Source organism: Leifsonia sp. CL147, from assembly GCF_900114565.1.
GTDB lineage: Bacteria > Actinomycetota > Actinomycetes > Actinomycetales > Microbacteriaceae > Leifsonia.
Genome location: NZ_FOTM01000009.1, coordinates 1 through 22,481 on the forward strand (window position 1 = coordinate 1; position 22,481 = coordinate 22,481).

The window sequence follows — 22,481 nt, forward strand, 5'->3', positions numbered from 1 at the left end:
AGGTTCGCCTGCGACAAATACGCCGCCGCCCGCCGCAGCACCTCGTTCTCCTGCTCCAACAGCCGGTTACGTTTCCGCAGCTCGCGCAACTCGGCGGACTCACTCGTCGTCACGCCCGGACGGTTGCCGTCCTCGACATCGGCCTGGCGCAACCAGTTCTGCAGACAGGTCTCGCTGATCCCGAAGTCGGTCGCGACCTGCTTCAGCGTCACACCGTCCTCACGACGCCGCGCGACAGCCACGACATCATCGCGGAACTCACGGGGAAAGGGTTTGGGCATAATGACATCCTCTCTCGCGATGCACACAGCACCACAAGTCAGTTGTCACCTATCCCTGCACCAGTCCCGATCGTGAAACGACCTAGGTTTGTGGTTGCCACGTCCCGGGACCTGCCGCTGGCTGACACCAGCTATCCGTATGTGTTCCCGGACGCCACCTACTGCAAGGCCCGGGTCGGCCGGCGGGTGGTCTCCCACGCTGTCGGGGTCGGCGTCGCCGCGGATGGCCGCGGGGAGGCCCTCGGCTCCCTTGGATGCAGCGGCTTGATCGTTTGGACCTGATGATGACTTTAGAGGCGACCATCGGGTTGGCAATCTCCGCCCCGGCAGCGGTTATCGCAGGCGTGAGCTTGATCGTGTGGCGAAAGCGACTTTCCGCGTGGTACGCGAATATGTTCTCCGTGATCGGGAGAGTAGGCGCTCCTTTCGCACGAGCATCGACCGTTCGAACCGTAGCTCTTGTCGGCTGCGCCATTGTCGTCATCGGTCTGACTAACGCAGCACGCCTGCCTTTTGGGCTGCTCTCCTGATGAATGATCCGGTAACCGCAGCCATAATCCTCATCTTGTCGTGCATCAGCTTCGCGATGGGCATTGCATTGTGGGTCGCGCGCTCCCTCGTGGAGCGGAGTCTTCGACGGGCGCGCATGTCGCCACGGGGCGCCAGTGCGGCAACAACGGTGGCCTCGACGGCCTGTGGGTGTTCGGGATTTTGGCGGCAGTCCTGTATGTCGCGTTCAAGTGAGTCGGGGTGTCGCGGCCTCGACATTTCCCAGTTCAATGACCGACTCGAACGCCCCTGGTTTGATGTCGCATCTTTTCGAGTTGAAAGGATCCTGTCATGCCGAAGAAGATCGATCCCGCTCTGCGTGATCGGGCCGTGAGGTGCCGGAGTATCGGACTGAGTACCCGTCGACTGCGAAGGCGATCTCGTGGTCGACCCGGTGCGCGAGGCCGGATGGACCAAATAGGACGGTGCTACGGGAATCGGGCCGTCGCATCGCGACGGCGCTAAAACGTTGTCGTGAACCGACGGTCCGCGATTGCGGCAGGACCGGAGAGCACGTCAGGCGCACCCCTGACGGTCTGCGTCACGACTCCCTGCCGGCGTCGTCGTTAAAGGTGTGCAGTGTTTTCTTGGCCTTCTTCTAGTGGTCCCTCGCCGGGTGGTTGACCGATGACTAGTCACTGGACATGGGACGAGCGAAGCCGAGGTCTCGGAACCTGGAGCGATGATCAGGAGGGGTAGTCAGCGATGGCGGGAAAAACTAGCCGTCACGCGTAGGCGTATGTCGCGATCTCGTGAGCCGACTCTACCGTTCGGACTATGTCCCGAAAGAAAATGGTCGTGGGAACAGCGCGCCCGACGGATTCGCTCCATTGTCATCACCTGTTGGTCGATCTATGTCGTGATGTCGATAGGGGCGACCATTTTGATTGTCCCTCAAATCCTCGGTCAGGTCCCCGGGGTGTTAATGGTGTATTTGATCCTTCTCGCGGTCTTCATCCTTCCGCCCGCCTGGGTTCACATCCTTTGGGTCAATTTTCCGGAAGCCCTTTTCGTATCAGGCGGCCCTCGAAGCATCGGATTCAGCGACCTCATCCAAGCGCAGATCTCGGCCAAGAACAATCATGCAAACCCGTACGGTGTGGCCCCATTTCCCGCGAAACTGCGGACCATGGTTTCGCAATCAGCCTCCGCCGACGATGGTATGCGAATCGGAGACATTGCGTCCGTGACAGTGGCGTGGGACGACTATCTCTACACGCCCACCAGGCTACTTTTCCCAACGACCAGGCTCCCGAGGACCTCGTGGAGGGCAAACCTCGAGATCGGTCCGATCGCCCTGACCCTGACCGCGGGACGATGGCGCCCTGCGATAGTCCTCGAGCTCCCCTATTCCATGATCGTCGGGGTGTGGAACGGGAGCAAGATCGCAACGATCGACTCAGGCCGGGTCCTCGTCGTAGTCGTCGACACCGGTGAGGATGAGCTCCTGTTCCCGTTCGAGATCATGCGCTGGAAGGACAGGCCCAGACAGAGCTCGGCCGTAGATGAGCTCATTCGCCTGGTGGAGCAACGTAGGGGGCTGAACGTCGAGTGAAGACCTACTCGTCACACCCGAATCAGAATGCCTGACCGAGTGAACCGGTCCAGAACAGGGGCCCACGGCTCGGGCTTCGTTTATGGTGGCCGGTGCTACTGGAGACTGGGTCACACTCGATGGGGACGTTGGAGTCCAGCGCTGCTCGTATTGCGGGGCACACAGCTTTCTTTGATCGGCGACGGGGGTCTCGTCTTCGGATCGGCTATTGCCGATGTGGCTGCCGAGTTCACCCGCTCCGCCGGGCTGAGACTGAAGGTTGATACTGATGTCTTCATGCTCTCGCACAGTGCCCCGATCGGGTCAGGTCTCCTGTCGCCGGGACTGCGTGCCAGACAGCTGGAGCTTGACGCAGAGATTCTCTCGTCGTTCGCCTCGCTCGGGCTCGCCAAGCCTCCAATCGGCTACTGGCGAAACTGGAGGCCATACCTTGTGGCGGCTGGACGTGAGGTTCACGGGACAGAGGGTCTTCTTGAGCTTGTTCTCATCCGTCTGTCGGTGTTCGTTTCGATCGTCGGGCTGGCAAGCCTGGCATTGCTCGTAGTGTGGTTGATCGCGAACGGGGGCCGCCCATTGTGACCGGCAGGATCCAATTCAGCTGGCCTAAGGAGCCTGCAGCTCATGCGGAGTTGAAATCAGAGCCTTGGCAGGCAAATCTGTCGCGCCCGAGAAGACGATTGCTGGTACTCGCAGGCGCTTCATTAGTGCTGTTTGCGCTCGTGTGCGGAGTGCGGACAACGCTTTCATTCGTGCTGTTCGACTGGTCGGGCTACGCGAAGGCTATTGAGCGGGCCGCGCAACAATACGGAGGTGCAAGCGGGATACCAATCGGGATCGGTGTCGTTTCCCTGGTTGAGGGTCACCTGGCGATCTTCGCGGGCGGAGCGCTACTGGCCTTCGCGGCTGCTGTCGGCATTCACCGGCTTCGAAGGTGGCCGCTCTATGTCGTTGTCGCATTATTGCTAGCGAGCCTCCCTTCGGCATGGCTCTCCGGGTGGATAGGCGCCGTATTAGTCCTCTTGTCAGCAACATCCCTCGTAGCGCTGATGTGCGCCAAATTCGCCGTTCCGCTCGTCACTGCCGGCTTCGACCAGGATGACCGAACATGGATCGCATACGTGTTGCTGGCGGGTGGAGGATTGTTTGGGGCGCACAACTTCTATCTCAAGCGTGCGTGGGCCGGCTTTCTCCACATACTCCTCGCACTGGTGGGAACGTTCGGATGGGGAAGCATCGTTGGATACGTTGCGCTTGGGGCCCTTGTCGCTCTATGCGGGGTTGATGCCACCGCCATACCGAGGCGAGTTGCCGGGTTGGGCCTCCACGTAGCTCGGTATCGACCGTGACCCCTACTGGGGAACGGCCGCCCAGCCCCAGTCGCAGCATCGGTATGGGTACGGACCAAAACCCACAAAGCCTCGTCGATGTCATGGGTTCTCGTCATCCTTGCCTAAGTTTCCAGGGACTGGCCCAGTGAATTCTTGTCAGTCTGATCCTCGGCCTCCGTGCGCACCCACGTATGCCAGACCGGTTCCGGCCCACCCGGCGCCGCCCGTGCCGGTATTTGATCCCAACACCGGAAATCCAATCAACTACAAGACGGTAGGGCCGAACAGTAAAGACAACACTCAGCGGCGCCATGTTGGGGATGCTCCCAAGTCGCAGACCTCTTGCAGCCCATTGGGGGTGTGCTGGGAACTGCCTCCGCCAAATCAGTGCGTCGCCGCTGGTGGCCCGGTCACGGTCGGGAGTGTGTTCCAGTTTTGCTAGGCCTTCGTATGCATAAGCGGTCTTCCAGTCTGCAGAATTCCAAGCCAAACCTGTGGCGAACGGCTTTCGGACATGTCGATGTCAAGAGCTGGTTGCTTCTCGCCCTCAGCATATGCGCGGCTCTTCTGGCACTGACGCCTTTGTGGGGCGTCGGTTTGGTGGGCGTGGTCGCCTGCACCGCGGTGACACTCGCCGTTTCGGCTCGACGCACCCCAGCCTTCTCGTGGGTTCTCATCGGGGTGGAACTGATCGCGTTCTTCCTAGCCATGCTCCATGGCCCGGCTACGCTGTCCGGCCGCATTTTCTACTTCTGATTGCCCAATAGTCGTCAGTGTTGCGCTCGAACAGGTCGGCCTCGGTGTACCCAACAGCTGTCCGCCAAGTGCTATGCACAACATTCTCTAAGGTTCACACTCATGTTGACTTCCACATCCGCTAATGGGAAGCACTTCGCTGACCTGTCAGGACTCTTTTCGCTTGGCGCCGGTTGCCTGGTGGCTCTTGCGAACCTAGCCTCCGGCGCCACCATTTGGATTCCTAGCCCCGGCCGCCTGGGTGTCGAGCAGCATGCGTGTTCACGACTTGGTATTGCGCGTGCGTAATCCAAGGAAAGGAGTTAGTCCTCCCGATCCGCGTAAGCGACCCTTCCAGCGACTTCCTTACCGCCGAATACAAGTCGGCTGTTGCGGAAGCACCGGCGATCTCCGCGCTCCTCAAGGACGAAGAACGCCAGTCACGGTGAAGGTCCCTGATGACAGTCCGTGAACTCCCACGGGTTGGCCTACCGCCTGTTGACCGGCGGCGAATTTGGGTCCAGCCCCCACCCGCCCACCGAGGGGCGGCGGCGGCCCGAATCGCCGCCGCCCCGGTCGGTCGGCCTACTGGATCCCTTCGCGGATCAGTCGCCACTGCTGGGTCGGGGTGCCGTCCGCCGTGCGCTGCTGCGCGTAGGCGCCGTCAGCCGTGGACGCGCCGGCGATCTCGATCGGCTTGCCGCTGTTGGCGTTCGTCAGCGTCCACCAGCCTCCAGTGCCGATGGTCGGCGCCCACACCTGGGTGAGGTTGCCGGTCGGGCCCCACTGGCCGGCGCGCACGCCGTCCGCGGTCTGGGCTCCCGGGATCTCGAGCAGCTTGCCGCTGTTCACGTTGAACAGCTGGAGGCCGTTGGAGACGGGGTGGATGTTCCACACCTGGCACGCGTTGCCGGTGTCACCCCACTGGCCGGCACCCGCGCCGTCCGCCAGGGACGCGCCCGCGATCTCCAGGTACTTGCCGCTGTTGCGGTTGGTGATGCGGAATTGCGGGTCGAGCGCTGTTGCCGGCTGGTAGAGCTGGATGGCGTCGAGCTCCGCGTAGGAGGTCCCCTTGGTGAACGCGATGGTGTTCGCACCGGCGTTCAGTGTCACCGTCTTCTGCACCCAGCCGTACCGTCCCCAGTTCACCGTCGCCGGGTAGCTGAGAGTGGATGCGGTGCCGCCGTTCACGCTGACGTTGTGGGTGGAGGTCGCACCCGTCCCGTTGTCGTAGCGCACGTTGACCGTGTACGAGCCGGCGGCCGGGACGTGGACGGTGAACGTGACGGAGCTCGTCGCGTTGTTGATGTTGCCGACCTTGCTGCCGTTCGAGGCGTTCCCGTCGGTCACGAGCGAGGTGTCGGAGGTCCGCACCGCCTTCTCGGCCTCGTACTGCTGCGCATCCAGCGGGATGGAGCCCACCCGGATGTCGTTGTACGTGGTGGTGAGGTTCTCGACGTTGGTCGCCTGATACAGCGTGCGGCCGTCCACCGAGTAGTCGATGCTCTGCGCGAAGCCGCTGAAGGTGCCGCCCTGGTTGTCTGCGGCGTCGTAGGTGACCGCCATCGGCAGCCGCTCCCACGGCCCGTCGCCGAGGTTGTAGTTGACGTAGAAGTCCTGGCCGCCGTCGATGGCTCCGCTCGCGGTCAGCGCCCACTTGGATGCGACGATCACCATGCCCTTCGGGCCACCGGTCGGAACCCACTTCACGTACGGCGACGACCCGATCCCGCGCCCGTTCGCGAGTGTGATCTGGGTTCCGATGCTCGTGGTGGGCGACCAGTTGAGGCCGTCCGGTGAGGTCTTGAAGTACACCGGTGCCGTGTTGTTGGTCTGCGACGGCCGGTTGACGACCTCGAAGGTGGCCAGGTACCGGCCGTCCGGCAGCTTGGTGACCGTGATCATGCCGGGCCGGTCGGACTGGTTGTTCGGGGCCGAGACGTTCGACTCCGCTCCCCAGGTGGCGCCGCCATCCGTGGAGCGCCGGTAGGCGACCGCCTGGAGGACGCCGCTGGACTTCTGCCGCTCGTCGGAGAAGTAGGCCGCCAGGCCGCCCTGCCCGTCGATGGCGAGGGAGGGCTCCCACACGGTCGAGGTGGTGGAGGTCGGGCTCGGGTCGTAGACGGCGGGGCCGCCGGTGTCGATGGTGCTCAGGTACGACCAGCTCGATCCCTGGTCGGAGCTCTTGTAGACGACGAGCCGGCTGCTGGAGCGGTCCTGCGGCATGATCATGCCGGCCAGCAGGAGGGTGCCGGCCGGGAGCCCGCCGGTGGCCTGCGGGACCTCGAACAGGAACGGCTGCGAGGTCCGTGTCAGCGTCGGGAAGTCGTTGCTGGGGACGATGTCGGTGACGTGCGCCCAGCTGGTCCCGTTGTCGGTGCTGCGGTAGATGGGGTACACCTGGACGCCGTTGACCAGCACGAGCTGGTCGTAGGTGACCAGCTGCGTGCCGTTCGCCGCTCCGCTGTTCTTGAGCACGATGTTCTTCGCGTACGTGGTGCCCGCCGGGCGGCCGCCCTCCGGGTTGAAGGAGGTGCCGGCGGCCGGCGAGTAGACGAGGGATCCGTTGCCGGTGGTGACCGCCGACGCCGGCGTCGCGGTCAGGGTGGCGGCGATGAGCGCGCCGGCGACGGCGCCGGCGGTGACGAGAGCGCGGAGCCGCAGTGCTCCGGGTCTCGTGCCGCGGGGTCGTCGCCTCGGCGACGAACCCGACATGGTGCGTGATGGAAGCATGGTGTTCCCCTTCTCACTGGTGACCCGTCCGCGGATGCGGCGGGATGTCACGGCGTCGGGCCCGTCGTCACGTGTCAGCTCAGCAGGATCTCGGTCCAGGAGATCGCCGGGAGCTGGATGCGCAGCCGAGAGCCCTCGCGCCGGACCGGGAGGTCGCGCAGCGCGACCCGCTCCGGGTCCTCGAGGGTGTTGGCCGCATCCGGGTCCGGGTCGCTGAGGGTGCGGGCGGTGGCGGTCAGCGCGGTCGCGCCGGCGCCGAGGGCGGTGAGGTCGACGACCAGCTCGGTCGCCTCGTCGGTGGCACGGTTGACGGCGTAGAGCGCGTAGCGGCCGGCCTCCTCGGCGTGGGTGGCCACCGCATCCACGAGGGGGACGGCGCCGAAGCGCTCGGTCTCGTAGGTGCCGCTCGTCACGTCCGTTCTGAGCGCGACGCCGCGGCCGTGCGCCGAGGTGGCGGCGAACGGGAAGAAGGTCGTCTGCTTCCAGGAGGGACCGCCCGGCTCGGTCATGATCGGGGCGATCACGTTGACCAGTTGGGCGAGGGAGGCGCTGGTCACGCGGTTCGCATGCTTCAGCAGGGTGATCAGCAGGCTGCCGAAGACGACCGCGTCCGAGACGGTGTAGGTGTCCTCCAGGAGGCGCGGGGCCACCGGCCAGTTGTCGGTGCCGGTGATGCGGTCGACGTTCTCGAAACGGGTGTTGTACCAGATGTTCCACTCGTCGAAGGAGATGTTGATCGTCTTCGTGCTGCCGCGCACGGCCTTCACGCTGTCGGCGGTGGCGACGACGCTGCGGATGAAGTAGTCCATGTCCACACCGGAGGCGAGGAAGCTGCCCAGGTCGCCGGTGTTCTCGTAGTACGCGTGGCACGAGATGAACTCGACGGCGTCGTACGTGTGGCTGAGGGTGACGCGCTCCCACTCGCCGAAGGTCGGCATGGACGAGCTGGACGAGCCGCAGACGACGAGCTGCAGGTCGGGGTCGTACGTCTTCATCGCCTGCGCCGTCTTCGCGGCCAGGCGGCCGTACTCCTCCGCGGAGCTGTGGCCGAGCTGCCACGGTCCGTCCATCTCGTTGCCGAGGCACCACATCCGCACGCCGAACGGCTCGGTGCGGCCGTTGGCCACGCGCCGCTCCGCCAGGGCGGATCCGCTGCGGTGGTTGGTGTACTCGAGCAGGTCGAGCGCCTCGGAGACGCCGCGCGTGCCCAGGTTGACGGCGAGCATCAACTCGCTGCCGACCTTCTCCAGCCAGCTCTGGAACTCGTGGAGGCCGACCTCGTTCGTCTCGGTCGAGTGCCAGGCGAGGTCGAGCCGCTCGGGCCGCTCCTCGACCGGTCCGACCGAGTCCTCCCAGCGGAACCCCGAGACGAAGTTGCCGCCCGGATACCGCACGGTGGTCACGCCGAGCTCCTTCACGAGCTCGATCACGTCGGTGCGGAAGCCGTCCGCGTCGGCGGCCGGGTGGCCCGGCTCGTAGATGCCGTCGTAGACCGCCCGGCCGAGGTGCTCGACGAACGAGCCGTAGAGGCGGGGGTCCACGGCCCCGATTTCGGCAGACGGGTGGAGGGCGAGGTGTGCTTCGTGCATCGGATCTTCCGGTCAGTGGAGGGCGGGTCGGGCGGCGAAGGCGGGCGCCGGCTCGGCGAGGCGGACGGCATGCCGGCGGTACCGTTCGGCGACGGGATTCGGAACGCGGAGGAGCCCCTCGGGCGACTCCACGAGGTCGTGCAGCCCCATGGTCAGGAGGTGGTCGGCGCGGGGGCGGTCGCTGTGCCGCCACGTCCACTCGTACATGTCGAATAGCGGCCACCAGGTGTAGCCGACGACCGGTGTTCCGGCTTCGCGCAGCTCCTCGACGAGGGCGAGAGACGCATCCAGCCAGTGGATGCGCTCCTCGGCACTCGCGGTCACGCACGTCTCCGTGACCATGACCGGGGCGCCGTAGCGGGCCGCGAAGCCCACCAGTGCCTCGCGGAGGCCGTCGACGCCGCGGTCCACGCTGGGCCGCGGGTCGGCGAAGCCGCCGCCGTGGTGCACGCCGGGCTCGAACAGCTCCGTCGAGTGCCGGGGGTAGTAGTTCACGCCCATCACGTCCGGGCGCACGGCGTGGGCGCGGAACCAGTCCAGCTCGGCGTCCGTGACGGCGGGGGCGAGCCGCGCACGCAGCGGGTGGGCGTCATCCACCCGGCCGGTCACGAGGTCCTCGACCAGGTGGACCTGGTGGCGCAGCCGCTGCGCTTCGGCCCGATGCTCCGGGGCCGTGTCGTCGCCGATGTAGCTCACGGCGGCATCCACGTGGACGAAGGTCGCGCTCTCTCCGACGCGGGCGGCCAGCGCCTCCTGGCTCAGCACGAACCCGCGCGCCAGGTTGGCGGCGATCGTGGCGAAGCCGTCCGCTCCGGTCAGGTACGGGGGCCAGTATCCGTACTCGCCCGAGAACAGCGAGTGGATGACCGGCTCGTTGACCGGAGTGTAATCGGACACCCGGTCGCCGTAGCGCTCGCCGAAACGGTCGGCGAACTCCGCGACGTTCTGCGGGTAGTCGGCCGCCGCGAACTGGCCGTCGAGCCAGGTCGGGGTCCCGTAGTGGAGCAGGTCGATGATCGGGCGCAGGCCCGCCTCGAGCAGCGCATCCACGGCCCGGTCGGTCCAGTCCCAGTCCCAGCGGCCGGGCTCGGGGGAGATCCGGTACCAGGGGACGCCCCACCGCAGCAGCTCGGCGCCGACACCGGCGGCCAGAGCGAAGTCCTCGCGGTAGCGCTCGTAGTGCTCGGTGAGCGCGTACTCGTCGATCGCCCGCTCTCCGGGCCGCTCTTGCGGCACGAAGGTGTCCTCGATCCCGAGTCCGAGGTGCAGGCGGCCGTCCTCGAACCAGCGCGGGGCCGTCACTTCAGCCCCGTGGTCGCGACGCTCTCGATGAAGCGTCGCTGCATGATGAGGAACATGACGGCAAGGGGCAGGACCGCGATCAGCGATCCGGCCATCATCGTGCCGTAGGGGATGATCCCGCTCGGCCCGGTGAGGAGCGTCAGGCCCGAGGTGATCGTCCCCATGTCCGGCGACGTCGTGAAGACGAGCGGCCACAGGAGGTCGTTCCAGTTGTTGACGAAGGTGAAGATCGCGAGCGTCAGTAGAGCGGGGACGGCGTTCGGGAGGACGATGCTGCGGAAGATCCGGAACTCGCCGGCGCCGTCGATCCGGGCGGCGTTGTCCAGGTCCCGCGGCAAGGCGATGAAGAACTGGCGGAGGAAGAAGATCCCGAAGGCGTCGGCTGCGCGCGGGATGATCAGCCCGGCGAACGTGTTCACCCAGCCGAGCTGCGCCACCAGCTGGTAGACGGGGATGAGCGTCGCCTGGAACGGGATCATCAGGCTCGCGACGATGACGATCAGCACGACGCGGTTGCCGCGGAAGTCGATCCGGGCCAGGGCGTAGGCCGCGAGCGAGTCGAAGACCAGGGCGAACGCCGTGACGCCGCCGGAGAAGACGAGGCTGTTGACGAACAGCCGGCCGAACGGGAGGTCGCTGAAGATCTTCGTGAAGTTGTCCAGTGTCCACGTCCCCGGAAGGAGCGTCGGCGGGTAGGCGTTGATCTCGGAGGCCGGCTTGAACGCGGTGAAGACGATGACGATCACCGGCAGCAGCACGACGAGGGTCAGTACCAGGGCGGCCGCGAAGAGCAGCCAGCGTTCGGTGCTGCGGCCGATGCGCCGCCGGCGCGGCGCGGTGGCCGTGCGGAGCGGGCTCGGGGCGAGGGTGGTGGTCATGCGAGGTCCTTCTCCCGGCGTCCGAAGAAGCGGAACTGGATGAGGCTGAGGAGGAGCGTCGCCGCCAGCAGCACGTACGAGAGCGCGGTGGCGAGCCCGAGGTCGAGCTTCTTGAAGCCGTCCTGATAGATCTCCATGACGACGGTCTGCGTGGTCCGGTACGGTCCGCCTCCGGTCATGACGTAGATCTGGTCGAAAGCCTGGAGCGCCGCGATCATCGCGAACACGACCACGAAGGCGAGGGTGTTGCTGAGCTGGGGGAGGGTGATGCTGATGAACCGCCGCCACGCTCCGGCTCCGTCGATCTTCGCGGCCTCGTAGAGCGACTCCGGGATCTCCTGCAGGCCGGCGATGAAGATCACCATGTAGAACCCGAAGTTCTTCCAGATCGCCACGAGGACGACCGTCGGCATGGCGAGGGCCGGATCCTGCAGCACATTCCCGAGCTGGACCCCGGCGCTCCGCAGCCAGAAGTTGAGGAGGCCGACCTGCGGGTCGAGGAGGTAGGTCCACGCGAAGGCGGCGACGGCGAGCGAGACGATGAACGGGAGGAACAGGGCCGTCCGGAAGAAGCCCCGGCCGATCAGCCGGCGGTTGGTGAGCAGGAGCGCCAGGAGCAGCGCAGCGATCAGCGCCGTCGGCGTGAAGAGCACGGTGTAGAGCGCGGTGTTGCCGAGGGTGGCGAACACCCGGGGATCGGTGAAAACCGTCACGTAGTTGTCGAAGCCGACCCACTGCTCCAGGCCGAACCCGCTGGCGTTGGTGAACGACAGCCGGAGGGCCGAGATCATCGGCCAGCCCACGAACGCGAGGAGGATGACGACCGCCGGGAGGAGGAACAGCATCGCCAGGGGGCCGCGGCGGGTGCTCCGGGGGCCCGAGCGCTGTCTGCCGCCGAGCGGCGCGGGTGGGCGGTAGGGCCGCCGTCCCGTGCGGGAACGAGTGAGAGTGGTCATGATCGCTTTCGGGCTGGTGGTGGACCGCCGCCGCTGGGGACGGCGGCGGTCCACCGGGAGATCACTTGGCGAGGGCCTGCTGCACCTGAGCGGATGCCGACTTCAGCAGGGACGCGGGGTCGCCTCCCGTGAGGGCCTTCTGCGTCGCCTCGTCGACCGCGGAGAGCACATCCGTGCTGTTCGCGATACCGGGGAGCAGCGGCCGGGCATCGCCGACCAGGTCCGTGAGGGACGCGACGACCGGGTTCGACGACACGGCGGACGACGGGATATCGGTGCGCAGCGGCGGCCAGCCGGAGCCGAGCGACCACGTGGTGGAGACCTCCTTGGTGAAGAAGTAGGTGAAGAACTTCTCCGCCGCAGCCTTCTTCGCCGGGTCGGCCTGGGCCGTCACGGCCGCCGAGATGCCGATGGCCGACGCAGCCGCGCCCTTCGGACCGGCGGGGATTCCGGCGATGCCGTAGTCGATCTTGTTGTCGGTCGCGACGCCCGCCATCCACGGGCCGCCGATCTCCATGGCGGCCTTGCCCGACGAGAACAGCTTGTCGGAGGCGACTCCATCGAGTCCGGTCGGCGAGATCTTGTCCTTGGTGACCGCGTTCGCCCAGTAGCTGAGCGTCTCGGTGTTCTGCGACGAATCGAGGGCGGACTTGGAGCCGTCCACGATCTTGCCGCCGTTCCCGTAGAAGAGGCTCGCCCAGACGCCGTTGCCGACGGTGGCGTGGTCGGGCAGTGCGAGGCCGTACTGCTCGGGAGTGCCGTCGCCGTTCTGGTCGACGGTCAGCTTCTTCGCGTCGGCGACCCACTCATCCCAGGTCTTGGGGAAGGAGCTGATGCCCGCCTTCTGGAACAGCGCCTTGTTGTAGATGACCGAGAGGGGGACGAACCCGGTGGGGACGCCGTAGTACGATCCGCCGATCTTCTCCATGTCGACGGCGGCGGGGCGGATCGAGGCCTTCGTCTCGGCGTCGCTGGAGTAGAAGTCGTCGAGCTTCGCGAAGGCGCCCTTCGAGGCGTAGACGGGGAGGTTCTCGGCCGGCATGGCCACGATGTCCGGGCCCTTCTTGGCGGAGAGCGCAGGGAGGAGGGTGTCTCCGATGACCGCCCACGTCTTGGTGGTGGTCTTGATCGTGATGTTCTTCTGGGACTTGTTGAAGTCCTCCACGATCTTGTCGAGCACCTTGCCGTCGGCCTCGGTGTATCCGTGCCAGAAGGTCAGGGTGACCGGACCGGAGCTGTTCGAGCTGGGGGAACTCGAGCAGCCGGCCAGCGCGAGAGAAGCGCCGGCCACGACGGCCAGCGTCGCAAGCATTTTCTTCATTGAATGCCTCTCATGGGACCGACCGCTTCGTCGATCGGTTCGGGTTTACAACGATGCAATCCAACGTTGTAAAAGCGAGTATGACACGCCACCCGGAACCCGTCAAGGCGCGTTTCGGGCCGGTGTGCGCTCCGCTCAGCCCCTGCACATTCGTGACGAATGTTGCGTTGGGAGGGCGTGGGGGTGACATTCGTGACGAATGTTGCGGTGGGAGGGCGTGGGGGTGACATTCGTGACGAATGTTGCGTGGGGAGGGCGTGGGGGCGACATTCGTGACGAATGTTGCGTGGGGAGGGCGCCGCGGCGGTCCCGTGGATCGACGGAGCGATCCCCGGTGCAGCGGCGCGAGCTCAGGGGCGCCTGCGGTCCGCGAGCACGGCGTCGATCGCGTCCAGCACGTCCGGGGCGAGCTCGGGTCCGTCGAGCGCCCCGAGGTTCTGCTCCAGCTGCGCGACGCTGCTCGCACCGATGATCGCGGAGACGACGACCGGGTTCCGCAGCACCCACTGGAGCGCCAGCTGGGCGAGCGACTGGCCCCGGCCGGCCGCGATGTCGTTGAGCGAGCGGACGGTGGCGAGCACATCCTCGCTCAGATCCGACTCGTGCAGGAAGGCGCTCGTCAGGGCGCGGGAACCCTCGGGCACCCCGTCCAGGTACCGATCGGTCAGCATCCCCTGGGCGAGTGGCGAGAAGACGATCGCAGCGGCGCCGGCACGCTCGACGGCGCCGAACACGTCGCGCTCCGGCGTGCGGTCGAACAGGGAGTAGCGCGGCTGGTGGAGGAGCAGCGGAGTGCCCGCCGCGGCCAGCAGCTCTGCGGCCGCGGTCGTGCGCGCGGCGTCGTAGTTCGAGATCGCCGGGTACAGCGCCTTGCCCTGCTCGACGGCGGTCGTCAGGGCGCCCATCGACTCCTCGAGCGGCGTCTCCAGGTCCGGGCGATGGTGGTAGAACACGTCGACGTAGTCGAGCCCGAGGCGCTTCAGGCTCTGCTCCAGCGACGAGAGGAGGTACTTGCGAGAACCGTGGTCTCCGTACGGACCGGGCCACATCAGGTAACCCGCCTTGGTGGAGACGACGATCTCGTCCCGGTACGCCTGCAGATCCGTGGCGAGGATGCGGCCGAACGTCTCTTCGGCGGCCCCGGGCGGCGGCCCGTAGTTGTTCGCCAGGTCGAAGTGCGTGATCCCGGCGTCGAAGGCCCGCAGGACGATCGCGCGCTGCGTCTCGAAGGAGCGCGTGGCGCCGAAGTTCTGCCAGAGGCCCAGCGACAGCGGAGGCAGCACCAGTCCGCTCCGTCCGGCGCGCCGGTACGGCATCGAGTCGTAGCGTGCGGGATCGGCGGCGAAGGGCATCCGGAAGGCTCCTGATCGTTGGGGGATTCGAGAGCAACGCTAGCGCGAAGAGGCGCCCTCAGATCTCGACGTCGCTGCCCATCGTCACGGTCCGCAATGCCGGTAGCCGGAAGCGGGCCGCAGGATCCGCCGCATTGTGCGCGAGGCCGACGAACAGGGAGCGCCGCCAGGGCACCATCCCTCTCGTCCGGGTGGTCCGGATGGCGCCGCGCGAGATGAAGTATGAGGCGTGGGTGAACCCGGCCGGGTCGAGGGGCAGTATCCCGGCGCGGCAGGCGGCACGCAGCGCTCGCGGGATGTCCGGCTCGTCCGAGAAGCCGAAGCGGATGCTGAGGAACTCGATCCCGTCGTCCGCGTACCCGAGGTCGTCGTAGGCGAAGGCCTCCGTCGTCGGAACATGCGGCACCTGCGCGGTGCTCACCGCCACGATGACGACGTGCTCGTGGAGCACGTGGTTGTGCTTGACGTTGGCGCGCAGGGCGAGGGGAGTCGTGTCCTTGTTGGGGTGCGGGAAGATCGCGATGCCGGGCACGCGCGGCAGGTTCTGCTCCCGGACGTGCTCGATGAACTCGGTGAGGGAGCCCTCCTTCTGCCGCCGGTCGCTCTGCACCAGCTGCCGGCCGCGGCGCCAGGTGGTCATGACCAGGATGACGACCGCGGCGATCAGGAGGGGGACCCATCCGCCGTTGATGATCTTGGAGAGGTTGCCCGCGAGGAACGTGAGCTCGAGCCCGCCGAAGGCGACGGCCGCGAGGACGATCTTCCACGGAGCCCATCTCCACAGCGGCCGGGCGACGAGCAGCAGCAGCAGGGTGTCCACGACGAGCGCGCCCGTCACCGAGATGCCGTAGGCGGTGGAGAGACGCTCGGACGATCCGAAGGTGAGCATGACGGCCATGACGCCGACGAAGAGCAGGAAGTTGATCGCCGGAAGGTAGATCTGGCCGCCTTCCCGCTCCGAGGTCTGCCGGATGGTGAGGGGTGGCACCAGGCCGAGCTGGACCGCCTGCCGCGACAGCGAGTACGCGCCGGAGATCACGGCCTGGCTGGCGATGACGGTCGCGACGGTGGCGAGGATCACCATGGGGAGCCGTCCCCAGTCCGGGATGAGGAGGAAGAACGGATTGGCCCGTGCCGCGGGATCGCGCAGGATGAGCGCCGCCTGGCCCAGGTAGTTGAGCGTGAGCGCCGGGAAGACGAGGAAGAACCAGGCCCGGCGGATCGGCGATCGCCCGAAGTGGCCCATGTCGGCGTAGAGGGCTTCGGCGCCGGTGATGACGAGGACCACCGCTCCCAGGGCGATGAACGAGATGCCCGGGTGGGCGATCATGAAGACGACCGCGTAGCTCGGGGAGAGGCCGAGCAGCACCGCGGGAGACTGCACCACCACGACGAGGCCCGCGACGGCCAGCACCGTGAACCAGAGCACCATGACCGGCCCGAAGAGGACGCCGACCCGCCCGGTGCCGTACTTCTGGACGAAGAACAGCACGATGAGGATGACCGCTGCGATCGGGATGATGAGGTGCGCGATCCCGGGAGTGGTCACCCGAAGACCTTCCACGGCGGAGAGCACACTGATCGCCGGCGTGATGATGGAGTCGCCGTAGAAGAGGGAGACGCCCACGATCCCGATGACCAGGAGGGTGCCCGCCTTGCCGGCCCGGCCGGCGTAGAGCCGCTGGGCCAGCGCCGCCAGCGCCATGACGCCGCCCTCGCCGTCGTTGTCCGCGCGCATCAGGACCCCGAGGTATTTGATCGAGACGATGATCGTGATGCTCCAGAACATCAGGGAGATCACCCCGAAGACATCCTCCTCGTTGGCGCGCACGGCGCCGCCGTCCAGGAGGAAGACCGTCTTCAGCGCGTAGAGGGGGCTGGTGCCGATGTCTCCGAAGACGACGCCGAGCGCCGCCAGAGCGGCCGCCGCCAGCGCTCGCGGGCGGTGGGAAGCCGCCGCGGGTGTTCCTGCATTCGCCGTCGGTGGCGCAACGAACTCTCGCACCCGGGCAACGCTACCCCGCCTCCCCCCTCGCCGCGCTGCGAAGCAGCCGAGCACGCGAAAAAAGTCGCGGCACGCCACTCAGCGGCGTCGGCGCGGGGCCGCGGAGCGGCCAGGCGGAGCGGGGCGAGTTGCGCGTGCAGGTTGAGCGTCGGGTGCCGCTGGCCGAGCTGCCGGCCCCTGCACGCGGAGGCGGCCGAGCGGCCCCTCTCGGGCAAGGCCATCGTCCTGGTCGCGTGATCGTCGGAGGAGGAGGCGCGCCTCACCGCCCGGCCGGCCGCGGCGGCGCCGTGCTCTGCCGCACCAGCAGCTGCGGCACCGGGTACTCGGTGGGGCTCGCCACCTGCTCGCCTTCGAGCTGGGACACCAGCACGTCGATCGCCCGGGTACCGAGCCAGGAGAAGTCCTGCCGGATCGTGGTGAGCGGCGGTGCGAAGTGCTTCGCCTCCGGGATGTCGTCGAAGCCCACGATGCTCAGGTCGCCCGGGACGGAGATGCCGAGGTCCGCGGCCGCATGCATCAGGCCGAGCGCCATCTGGTCGTTGGAGGCGAAGACCGCCGTGAAGTCCGGATGGTCGAGCAGCTTCAGGCCGACCTCGTAGCCGAGGTCGGCCGTCCAGTCGCCCAGCACGGGAGGCGTGACCGGCAGGTCGTGGTCGTTCAGCTCGGCGAGGAAGCCGTTCATCCTGTCCTCCGCCTCGTTCCAGTCCTGCGGACCTGCGAGGTGGCGGATGCGGGTGTGGCCGAGCTCGATCAGGTGCCGGGTCGCGAGACGCGCACCCGCGGCCTGGTTGAAGGCGACGAGACGGCCGTCGCTGTCGTCCTTCCCGTGCAGACTCACGAACGGGACGTGGACGCCGACGCGCGCGAGCGCCTCCTGCGCCCGCTGCTGCGGCGCGATGACGACCACGCCATCCACTCCCTGTGCGGCGAACGCGTCCAGCGCCTCGGCGATCGCGGCGTCGTCCTCGCGGGCCAGCGTCGCCGAGAGGATGGCGTAACCGCGGGCGCGCGCCGCCTCGCCGATCGCCGTGGCGGCGCTGAACGGGCCGTAGTGCGAGCGGGACGAGACCAGGAGGCCGAGGGTCTTGGATCGCGCGGTCGCCAGCGCGCGCGCCGCGCTGTTCGGTCGCCAGGCGTGCTCCTCGATGACCTTCCTGACCTGCGCTTCGGTCGATGCCTTGATGTAGCGCTCGCCGTTGAGGACGCGCGACACGGTCTGGCGCGAGACTCCGGCCATCCGGGCGATGTCACGGATGGAGAGCGCGCGCTGCTCGTCGGGTGCCTGGTCGTTCATGCATCCTGTCTCGTCGGCGAGAGCGGCGGCGCTGCCACGGCCTCGTGTGTCCTGCTCATATTTTTTCGCGAAGGACTTGACGGGAGCCTGGTCGGGGTCATAGCGTCTAACCCGTTCTGGGACCGGTCACATATATCGCGTACGGACCAGCATACGACGAGGGAGTCGCAGATGTCAGCAGCCGGATCGCACAGCCGCGATCGCCTCTGCGTCCCGTCGTATGCCTGCGGCCGCATGCGTGCCGGTTCCGAGCTCGGCGAACCCGTGCGCACTGGGCGCACCGGTCGTCACACCGCCCGAAGGGAATCACAGTGAAGTTCAGGAAAGTCGCACTCGCCGCCGCCGCACTCGGCGTCGCGGTCGCACTCGCCGCCTGCTCGGGAGGAGGCCGCGGAAGCGGCTCCGGCTCGACCACCGATAACAAGGGCGCCCTCGTGGGCGTCGCCATGCCGACCAAGGTGTCGGCCCGCTGGATCGCGGACGGCAATGCCGTCAAGTCGGACCTCGAGAAGGACGGCTACAAAGTCGACCTCGAGTATGCCAACAACGACATCCCGACCCAGGTCCAGCAGGTCAACACGATGATCACCAAGGGCGCGAAGGTCCTGATCATCGCCTCCATCGACGGCGGGTCGCTCACCGACCAGCTCGACGCCGCGGCGAAGGCCGGCATCAAGGTCATCTCGTACGACCGCCTCCTCACGGGCGACAAGAACGTCGACTACTACGTGTCGTTCGACAACTACAAGGTCGGCGTCTACCAGGCCAACTCGCTCCTCACGGGCCTCGGTGTCCTGGACAAGGACGGCAAGAAGACCGGCCAGAAGGGCCCGTTCAACATCGAGGTGTTCGCCGGCAGCCCGGACGACAACAACGCCACGTTCTTCTACAACGGTGCGATGGACACGCTGAAGCCGTACATCGCGGATGGCACGCTGGTCGTCAAGAGCGGCCAGACCAACTTCAACCAGGTCGCCATCCTGCGCTGGGACCCGGCCACCGCCAAAGCCCGCATGCAGGACCTCATCGCCAAGTCGTACTCCGGCGGCGCTGACGTCCAGGGCGTCCTCTCGCCCTACGACGGCCTGTCCGACGGCATCCTCAGCGCGCTCGAGGGCGCGGGCTACGGTTCGGGCGGCAAGAAGCTCCCCGTCATCACCGGTCAGGACGCCGAGGTCGCCAGCGTGAAGCAGATCATCGCCGGCACGCAGTACTCGACGATCTACAAGGACACGCGCAAGCTGGCCAACGAGGCGGCCAAGATGGCGAACGACGTGCTCACCGGCAAGACCCCCGAGGTCAACGACACCAAGAGCTACGACAACAAGGTCAAGGTCGTCCCGAGCTACCTCTTCCAGCCGGTCGTGGTGACGAAGGACAACTACAAGGAGATCCTGGTCGACAGCGGCTACTACAAGGAATCCGACCTTCAGTAGTACCGGCCCGACAGTCCGGGCGGGCGGGCATCGACCCGCCCGCCCGGATCGCATTTGCAACTAAGGGAGACCATGTCCAACACGATTCTCGAGATGCGGAACATCTCGAAGTCCTTCCCCGGCGTCAAGGCGCTGCAGGACGTCTCGATCAGTGTCGAGGAGGGATCGGTCCACGCGATCTGCGGCGAGAACGGCGCAGGCAAGTCCACGCTGATGAAGGTGCTGTCCGGCGTCTACCCGCACGGCACGTTCGAGGGCGAGATCGTCATGAACGGCGAGCCGGTCGAGTTCCGGTCGATCAACGACTCGGAGGCGGCGGGAATCGTCATCATCCACCAGGAGCTGGCGCTGTCGCCGTACCTCTCGATCGCCGAGAACATCTATCTCGGCAACGAGCGCCAGCGGCGCGGCTTCATCGACTGGAACGAGACGAACCTCGCGGCGGGCAAACTGCTGGCGCGGGTCGGCCTCCACGACAACCCGATCACCAAGATCAAGGACATCGGCGTCGGCAAGCAGCAGCTCGTCGAGATCGCCAAGGCGCTGTCCAAGGAGGTGAAGATCCTCATCCTGGACGAGCCGACGGCCGCCCTCAACGACGACGACTCCGCCCACCTCCTCGAACTGATCCGCCAGCTCCAGGCGCACGGGATCACGTCGATCATCATCAGCCACAAGCTCAACGAGATCAAAGCGATCGCCGACCGGGTGACCATCATCCGCGACGGCCACACGATCGAGACGCTCGAGATGGGCCAGGCGGGCACGAGCGAAGAGCGGATCATCAAGGGGATGGTCGGCCGGGATGTGGCCAGCCGCTTCCCGGACCACGTGCCGCACATCGGCGACGAGCTCCTCCGCGTCGAGGACTGGACGGTGCATCACCCGCTCGACCGCAACCGCAAGGTCGTCGACAACGTCAGCTTCCACGTGCGCGCCGGCGAGATCGTCGGGATCGCTGGACTGATGGGCGCCGGGCGCACGGAGCTCGCGATGAGCATCTTCGGCCGCAGCTACGGCGTCGGGATCAGCGGCCGCGTCTACAAGCGCGGGCAGCAGATCTCGGTGAACACCGTGGCCAAGGCGATCGAGAACGGCATCGCCTACTCCACGGAGGACCGTAAGCACTTCGGCCTGAACCTGATCGACAACATCTCACGCAACATCTCGATCGCGGCGCTCGACAAGCTCGTCAACTGGTTCCACTTCGTCAACGAGCACCGCGAGTCGCAGGTCGCCGAGGAGTACCGCAAGTCGATGAACATCAAGACGCCCAACGTCTTGGCGCTCACCGGCAAGCTCTCCGGCGGGAACCAGCAGAAGGTCGTGCTGTCGAAGTGGATGTACTCCGACCCCGAGGTGCTCATCCTCGACGAGCCGACCCGCGGCATCGACGTCGGAGCGAAGTACGAGATCTACACGATCATCGACCGGCTCGCGGACCAGGGAAAGGGCATCGTCGTCATCTCCTCCGAGCTGCCCGAGTTGCTCGGCATCTGCGACCGCATCTACACCCTGAGCGAGGGCCGTATCACCGCCGATGTGCCGCGGGAGAAGGCCACCGCCGAATACCTCATGCAATTCATGACCCAGGAACGCGAGAAGAACCACGCATGAAACCGCTTACCAAAGCCCTGAACTACCTGACCGGGCAGCTGCGCCAGATCGGGTTGTTCATCACCCTGATCGCCATCGTCGTCTTCTTCCAGGTTGCGACCGGCGGCATCACCCTCGCTCCCATCAACGTGTCGAACCTGATCGTGCAGAACAGCTACATCCTGATCCTCGCGATCGGGATGGTGATGGTGATCATCGCCGGGCACATCGACCTGTCAGTCGGTAGCGTCGTCGCCTTCATCGGCGCGATGGCCGGCGTGATGATCTCGGAGTGGCACCTGCCCTGGCCGCTGGCCATCGTGTTCTGCCTCGTGCTCGGCGCCCTGGTCGGGGCCTGGCAGGGATTCTGGATCGCGTACTTCGGCATCCCGGCGTTCATCGTGACGCTGGCGGGCATGCTGGCGTTCCGCGGCGCGGCCCAGATCGCCCTCGGCAACCAGCAGATCTCGTTCTTCCCGAAGGAGTTCCGTGCGATCGGGTCGGGCTTCCTCCCCGCCTTCGGCAGCACCGGGTACGAGCCGCTCACGATGATCCTCGGCCTGCTGGCGAGCATCGCCATCCTGGCCTCGTCGATCCGTCAGCGTGCGGTGCGCCGCAAGTACGACCTCGAGGACGAGCCGCTGTGGTGGTTCATCCTCAAGCTGGCCTTCCTCGTGCTGCTCGTGCTGATCGTGACCGTGCTGCTCGCCAGCTACAACGGCACGCCGATCGTGCTGATCATCCTGGCGCTGCTCGTGATCGGCTACTCGGCGATCATGAACCGGTCGGTGTTCGGACGGCACATCTACGCCATCGGCGGCAACCTGGCCGCGGCCGCGCTGTCCGGCGTCAAGACGAAGCGCGTCACGTTCCTGCTCTTCGTCAACATGGGTGTGCTGTCGGCCATCGCGGGCCTCGTCTTCACGGCGGGCCTGAACCTGGCCAGCCCGAGTGCGGGAACCGGATTCGAGCTGGATGCGATCTCCGCCGTCTTCATCGGCGGGGCCGCCGTCACGGGTGGTATCGGAACGGTCACCGGCGCCATCATCGGTGGTCTGATCATCGGTGTGCTGAACAACGGGATGTCGATCCTCGGTGTCGACAGCGACTACCAGCTGCTCATCAAGGGCCTGGTGCTGCTCGCGGCCGTCGCGTTCGACGTCTACAACAAGCGCCGCTCGGTCGGCCAGTAACCCGCACCCGCACGAAGGGGCACCCGGCTCACGCCGGGTGCCCTTCGTCGTCCGCGCTGCCCGCCCCGCCTGCCCTGCCCCACCACCAGCCTCGAGGTGCTCGTTGTTGCAGTCGACACGCCGTGTCCAGCTGCAACAACGAGCACCTCGATAAGCAAGCGGCTCCCCCTTCGGCCCCCGGTCGGTCGTCGCGCCATCCTGCCGAGGTGCTCGTTGTTGCGGGCGAAGCGCGGTGTCCGCGTGCAACAACGAGCACCTCGGCGATTCGCCTGTCCTCCGCGGCCCTCCCCATCCCTCCGCGGCCCGTCCGTCCCCGTCCGTCCCCGTCTCCCGTCCCGGCCCCCGGCCTCGAGGTGCTCGTTGTTGCGGGCGACACGC

Annotated in this window: 17 protein-coding genes and 1 pseudogene; 8 read left to right on the forward strand and 10 right to left on the reverse strand. The window is 66.6% G+C overall.

The annotated features are described in order from the left end of the window. A partial coding sequence (locus BM287_RS17955) for a transposase (protein ID WP_211772966.1) occupies positions 1-281 on the reverse strand: 281 nt, incomplete at its 3' end. 93 nt (positions 282-374) lie between these two features. Between BM287_RS17955 and BM287_RS09375 the strand changes: the two are divergent. The 5 genes and pseudogenes from BM287_RS09375 to BM287_RS09390 form a co-directional block, all read left to right on the forward strand. Continuing rightward, positions 375-527 (forward strand): annotated as a pseudogene (locus BM287_RS09375) (transposase); the annotation flags it as partial. 1,489 nt (positions 528-2,016) lie between these two features. Continuing rightward, positions 2,017-2,385 carry a hypothetical protein gene (locus BM287_RS17540; protein WP_139230647.1) on the forward strand — a complete coding sequence of 123 codons (369 nt, stop codon included), beginning with the start codon at positions 2,017-2,019 and terminating at the stop codon, positions 2,383-2,385. A 171-nt stretch (positions 2,386-2,556) separates the two neighbouring features. Then, positions 2,557-2,964: a hypothetical protein gene (locus BM287_RS09385; RefSeq protein ID WP_139230648.1), complete on the forward strand. Its 408-nt coding sequence runs from the start codon at positions 2,557-2,559 to the stop codon at positions 2,962-2,964. A 170-nt stretch (positions 2,965-3,134) separates the two neighbouring features. Continuing rightward, on the forward strand, positions 3,135-3,731 hold the full coding sequence (locus BM287_RS17545; protein WP_139230649.1) for an NINE protein: 597 nt from the start codon (positions 3,135-3,137) through the stop codon (positions 3,729-3,731). Between the two features lie 432 nt (positions 3,732-4,163). Then, complete coding sequence (locus BM287_RS09390; protein WP_139230650.1) at positions 4,164-4,469, forward strand: hypothetical protein; 306 nt, start codon at positions 4,164-4,166, stop codon at positions 4,467-4,469. 564 nt (positions 4,470-5,033) lie between these two features. Here BM287_RS09390 and BM287_RS09395 read toward each other — a convergent pair. The 9 genes from BM287_RS09395 to BM287_RS09435 all read right to left on the reverse strand — a co-directional run bounded on the left by BM287_RS09395 (position 5,034) and on the right by BM287_RS09435 (position 17,878). Further along, positions 5,034-7,181 (reverse strand): RICIN domain-containing protein, encoded by a 2,148-nt coding sequence (locus BM287_RS09395; RefSeq protein WP_244528107.1) that lies wholly within the window; start codon positions 7,179-7,181, stop codon positions 5,034-5,036. A gap of 74 nt (positions 7,182-7,255) precedes the next feature. After that, entirely contained in the window at positions 7,256-8,770 is a 1,515-nt protein-coding gene (locus BM287_RS09400; RefSeq protein WP_090038918.1) for an arabinosylfuranosidase ArfA, read from the reverse strand. Positions 8,771-8,782: 12 nt separating this feature from the next. After that, on the reverse strand, positions 8,783-10,072 hold the full coding sequence (locus BM287_RS09405) for a family 1 glycosylhydrolase (RefSeq protein WP_090038915.1): 1,290 nt from the start codon (positions 10,070-10,072) through the stop codon (positions 8,783-8,785). Further along, positions 10,069-10,950, reverse strand: coding sequence for a carbohydrate ABC transporter permease (locus BM287_RS09410; RefSeq protein WP_090038913.1), 882 nt, complete (start codon positions 10,948-10,950; stop codon positions 10,069-10,071). The genes BM287_RS09405 and BM287_RS09410 overlap by 4 nt, the downstream gene beginning before the upstream one ends. After that, the gene (locus BM287_RS09415; protein WP_170857495.1) at positions 10,947-11,906 is read right to left on the reverse strand and encodes a carbohydrate ABC transporter permease; all 960 of its coding nucleotides are present in this window, start codon (positions 11,904-11,906) and stop codon (positions 10,947-10,949) included. The genes BM287_RS09410 and BM287_RS09415 overlap by 4 nt, the downstream gene beginning before the upstream one ends. A 61-nt stretch (positions 11,907-11,967) precedes the next feature. Next, positions 11,968-13,227 (reverse strand): ABC transporter substrate-binding protein, encoded by a 1,260-nt coding sequence (locus BM287_RS09420; RefSeq protein WP_090038911.1) that lies wholly within the window; start codon positions 13,225-13,227, stop codon positions 11,968-11,970. A gap of 350 nt (positions 13,228-13,577) precedes the next feature. Further along, positions 13,578-14,579 (reverse strand): aldo/keto reductase, encoded by a 1,002-nt coding sequence (locus BM287_RS09425; RefSeq protein ID WP_090038909.1) that lies wholly within the window; start codon positions 14,577-14,579, stop codon positions 13,578-13,580. Positions 14,580-14,637: 58 nt separating this feature from the next. Then, complete coding sequence (locus BM287_RS09430) at positions 14,638-16,584, reverse strand: potassium transporter Kup (RefSeq protein ID WP_090038907.1); 1,947 nt, start codon at positions 16,582-16,584, stop codon at positions 14,638-14,640. A 259-nt stretch (positions 16,585-16,843) separates the two neighbouring features. Continuing rightward, positions 16,844-17,878 (reverse strand): LacI family DNA-binding transcriptional regulator, encoded by a 1,035-nt coding sequence (locus BM287_RS09435; protein ID WP_090038906.1) that lies wholly within the window; start codon positions 17,876-17,878, stop codon positions 16,844-16,846. A 311-nt stretch (positions 17,879-18,189) separates the two neighbouring features. On the opposite strand from BM287_RS09435, the gene chvE reads away from it, so the two are divergent. The 3 genes from chvE (at position 18,190) to mmsB (ending at position 22,103) form a co-directional block, all read left to right on the forward strand. Then, positions 18,190-19,314: a multiple monosaccharide ABC transporter substrate-binding protein gene (gene chvE, locus BM287_RS09440; protein WP_090038904.1), complete on the forward strand. Its 1,125-nt coding sequence runs from the start codon at positions 18,190-18,192 to the stop codon at positions 19,312-19,314. Between the two features lie 72 nt (positions 19,315-19,386). Then, positions 19,387-20,931 carry a multiple monosaccharide ABC transporter ATP-binding protein gene (gene mmsA, locus BM287_RS09445; protein WP_090038902.1) on the forward strand — a complete coding sequence of 515 codons (1,545 nt, stop codon included), beginning with the start codon at positions 19,387-19,389 and terminating at the stop codon, positions 20,929-20,931. Continuing rightward, on the forward strand, positions 20,928-22,103 hold the full coding sequence (gene mmsB / locus BM287_RS09450) for a multiple monosaccharide ABC transporter permease (RefSeq protein WP_090038900.1): 1,176 nt from the start codon (positions 20,928-20,930) through the stop codon (positions 22,101-22,103). Before mmsA ends, mmsB begins: the two co-directional genes overlap by 4 nt. Positions 22,104-22,481: the final 378 nt, after the last annotated feature.

What these genes read in the sequence shown, in the direction of transcription:
- mmsA (WP_090038902.1), top strand. Translation starts at nt 19,387, where the DNA reads ATGTCCAACACGATTCTCGAGATGCGGAACATCTCGAAGTCCTTCCCC.
- BM287_RS09410 (WP_090038913.1), bottom strand. Translation starts at nt 10,950, where the DNA reads ATGACCACCACCCTCGCCCCGAGCCCGCTCCGCACGGCCACCGCGCCG.
- BM287_RS09390 (WP_139230650.1), top strand. Translation starts at nt 4,164, where the DNA reads ATGCATAAGCGGTCTTCCAGTCTGCAGAATTCCAAGCCAAACCTGTGG.
- BM287_RS09425 (WP_090038909.1), bottom strand. Translation starts at nt 14,579, where the DNA reads ATGCCCTTCGCCGCCGATCCCGCACGCTACGACTCGATGCCGTACCGG.
- BM287_RS09420 (WP_090038911.1), bottom strand. Translation starts at nt 13,227, where the DNA reads ATGAAGAAAATGCTTGCGACGCTGGCCGTCGTGGCCGGCGCTTCTCTC.
- mmsB (WP_090038900.1), top strand. Translation starts at nt 20,928, where the DNA reads ATGAAACCGCTTACCAAAGCCCTGAACTACCTGACCGGGCAGCTGCGC.
- BM287_RS09415 (WP_170857495.1), bottom strand. Translation starts at nt 11,906, where the DNA reads ATGACCACTCTCACTCGTTCCCGCACGGGACGGCGGCCCTACCGCCCA.
- BM287_RS09435 (WP_090038906.1), bottom strand. Translation starts at nt 17,878, where the DNA reads ATGAACGACCAGGCACCCGACGAGCAGCGCGCGCTCTCCATCCGTGAC.
- BM287_RS09400 (WP_090038918.1), bottom strand. Translation starts at nt 8,770, where the DNA reads ATGCACGAAGCACACCTCGCCCTCCACCCGTCTGCCGAAATCGGGGCC.
- BM287_RS09395 (WP_244528107.1), bottom strand. Translation starts at nt 7,181, where the DNA reads ATGCTTCCATCACGCACCATGTCGGGTTCGTCGCCGAGGCGACGACCC.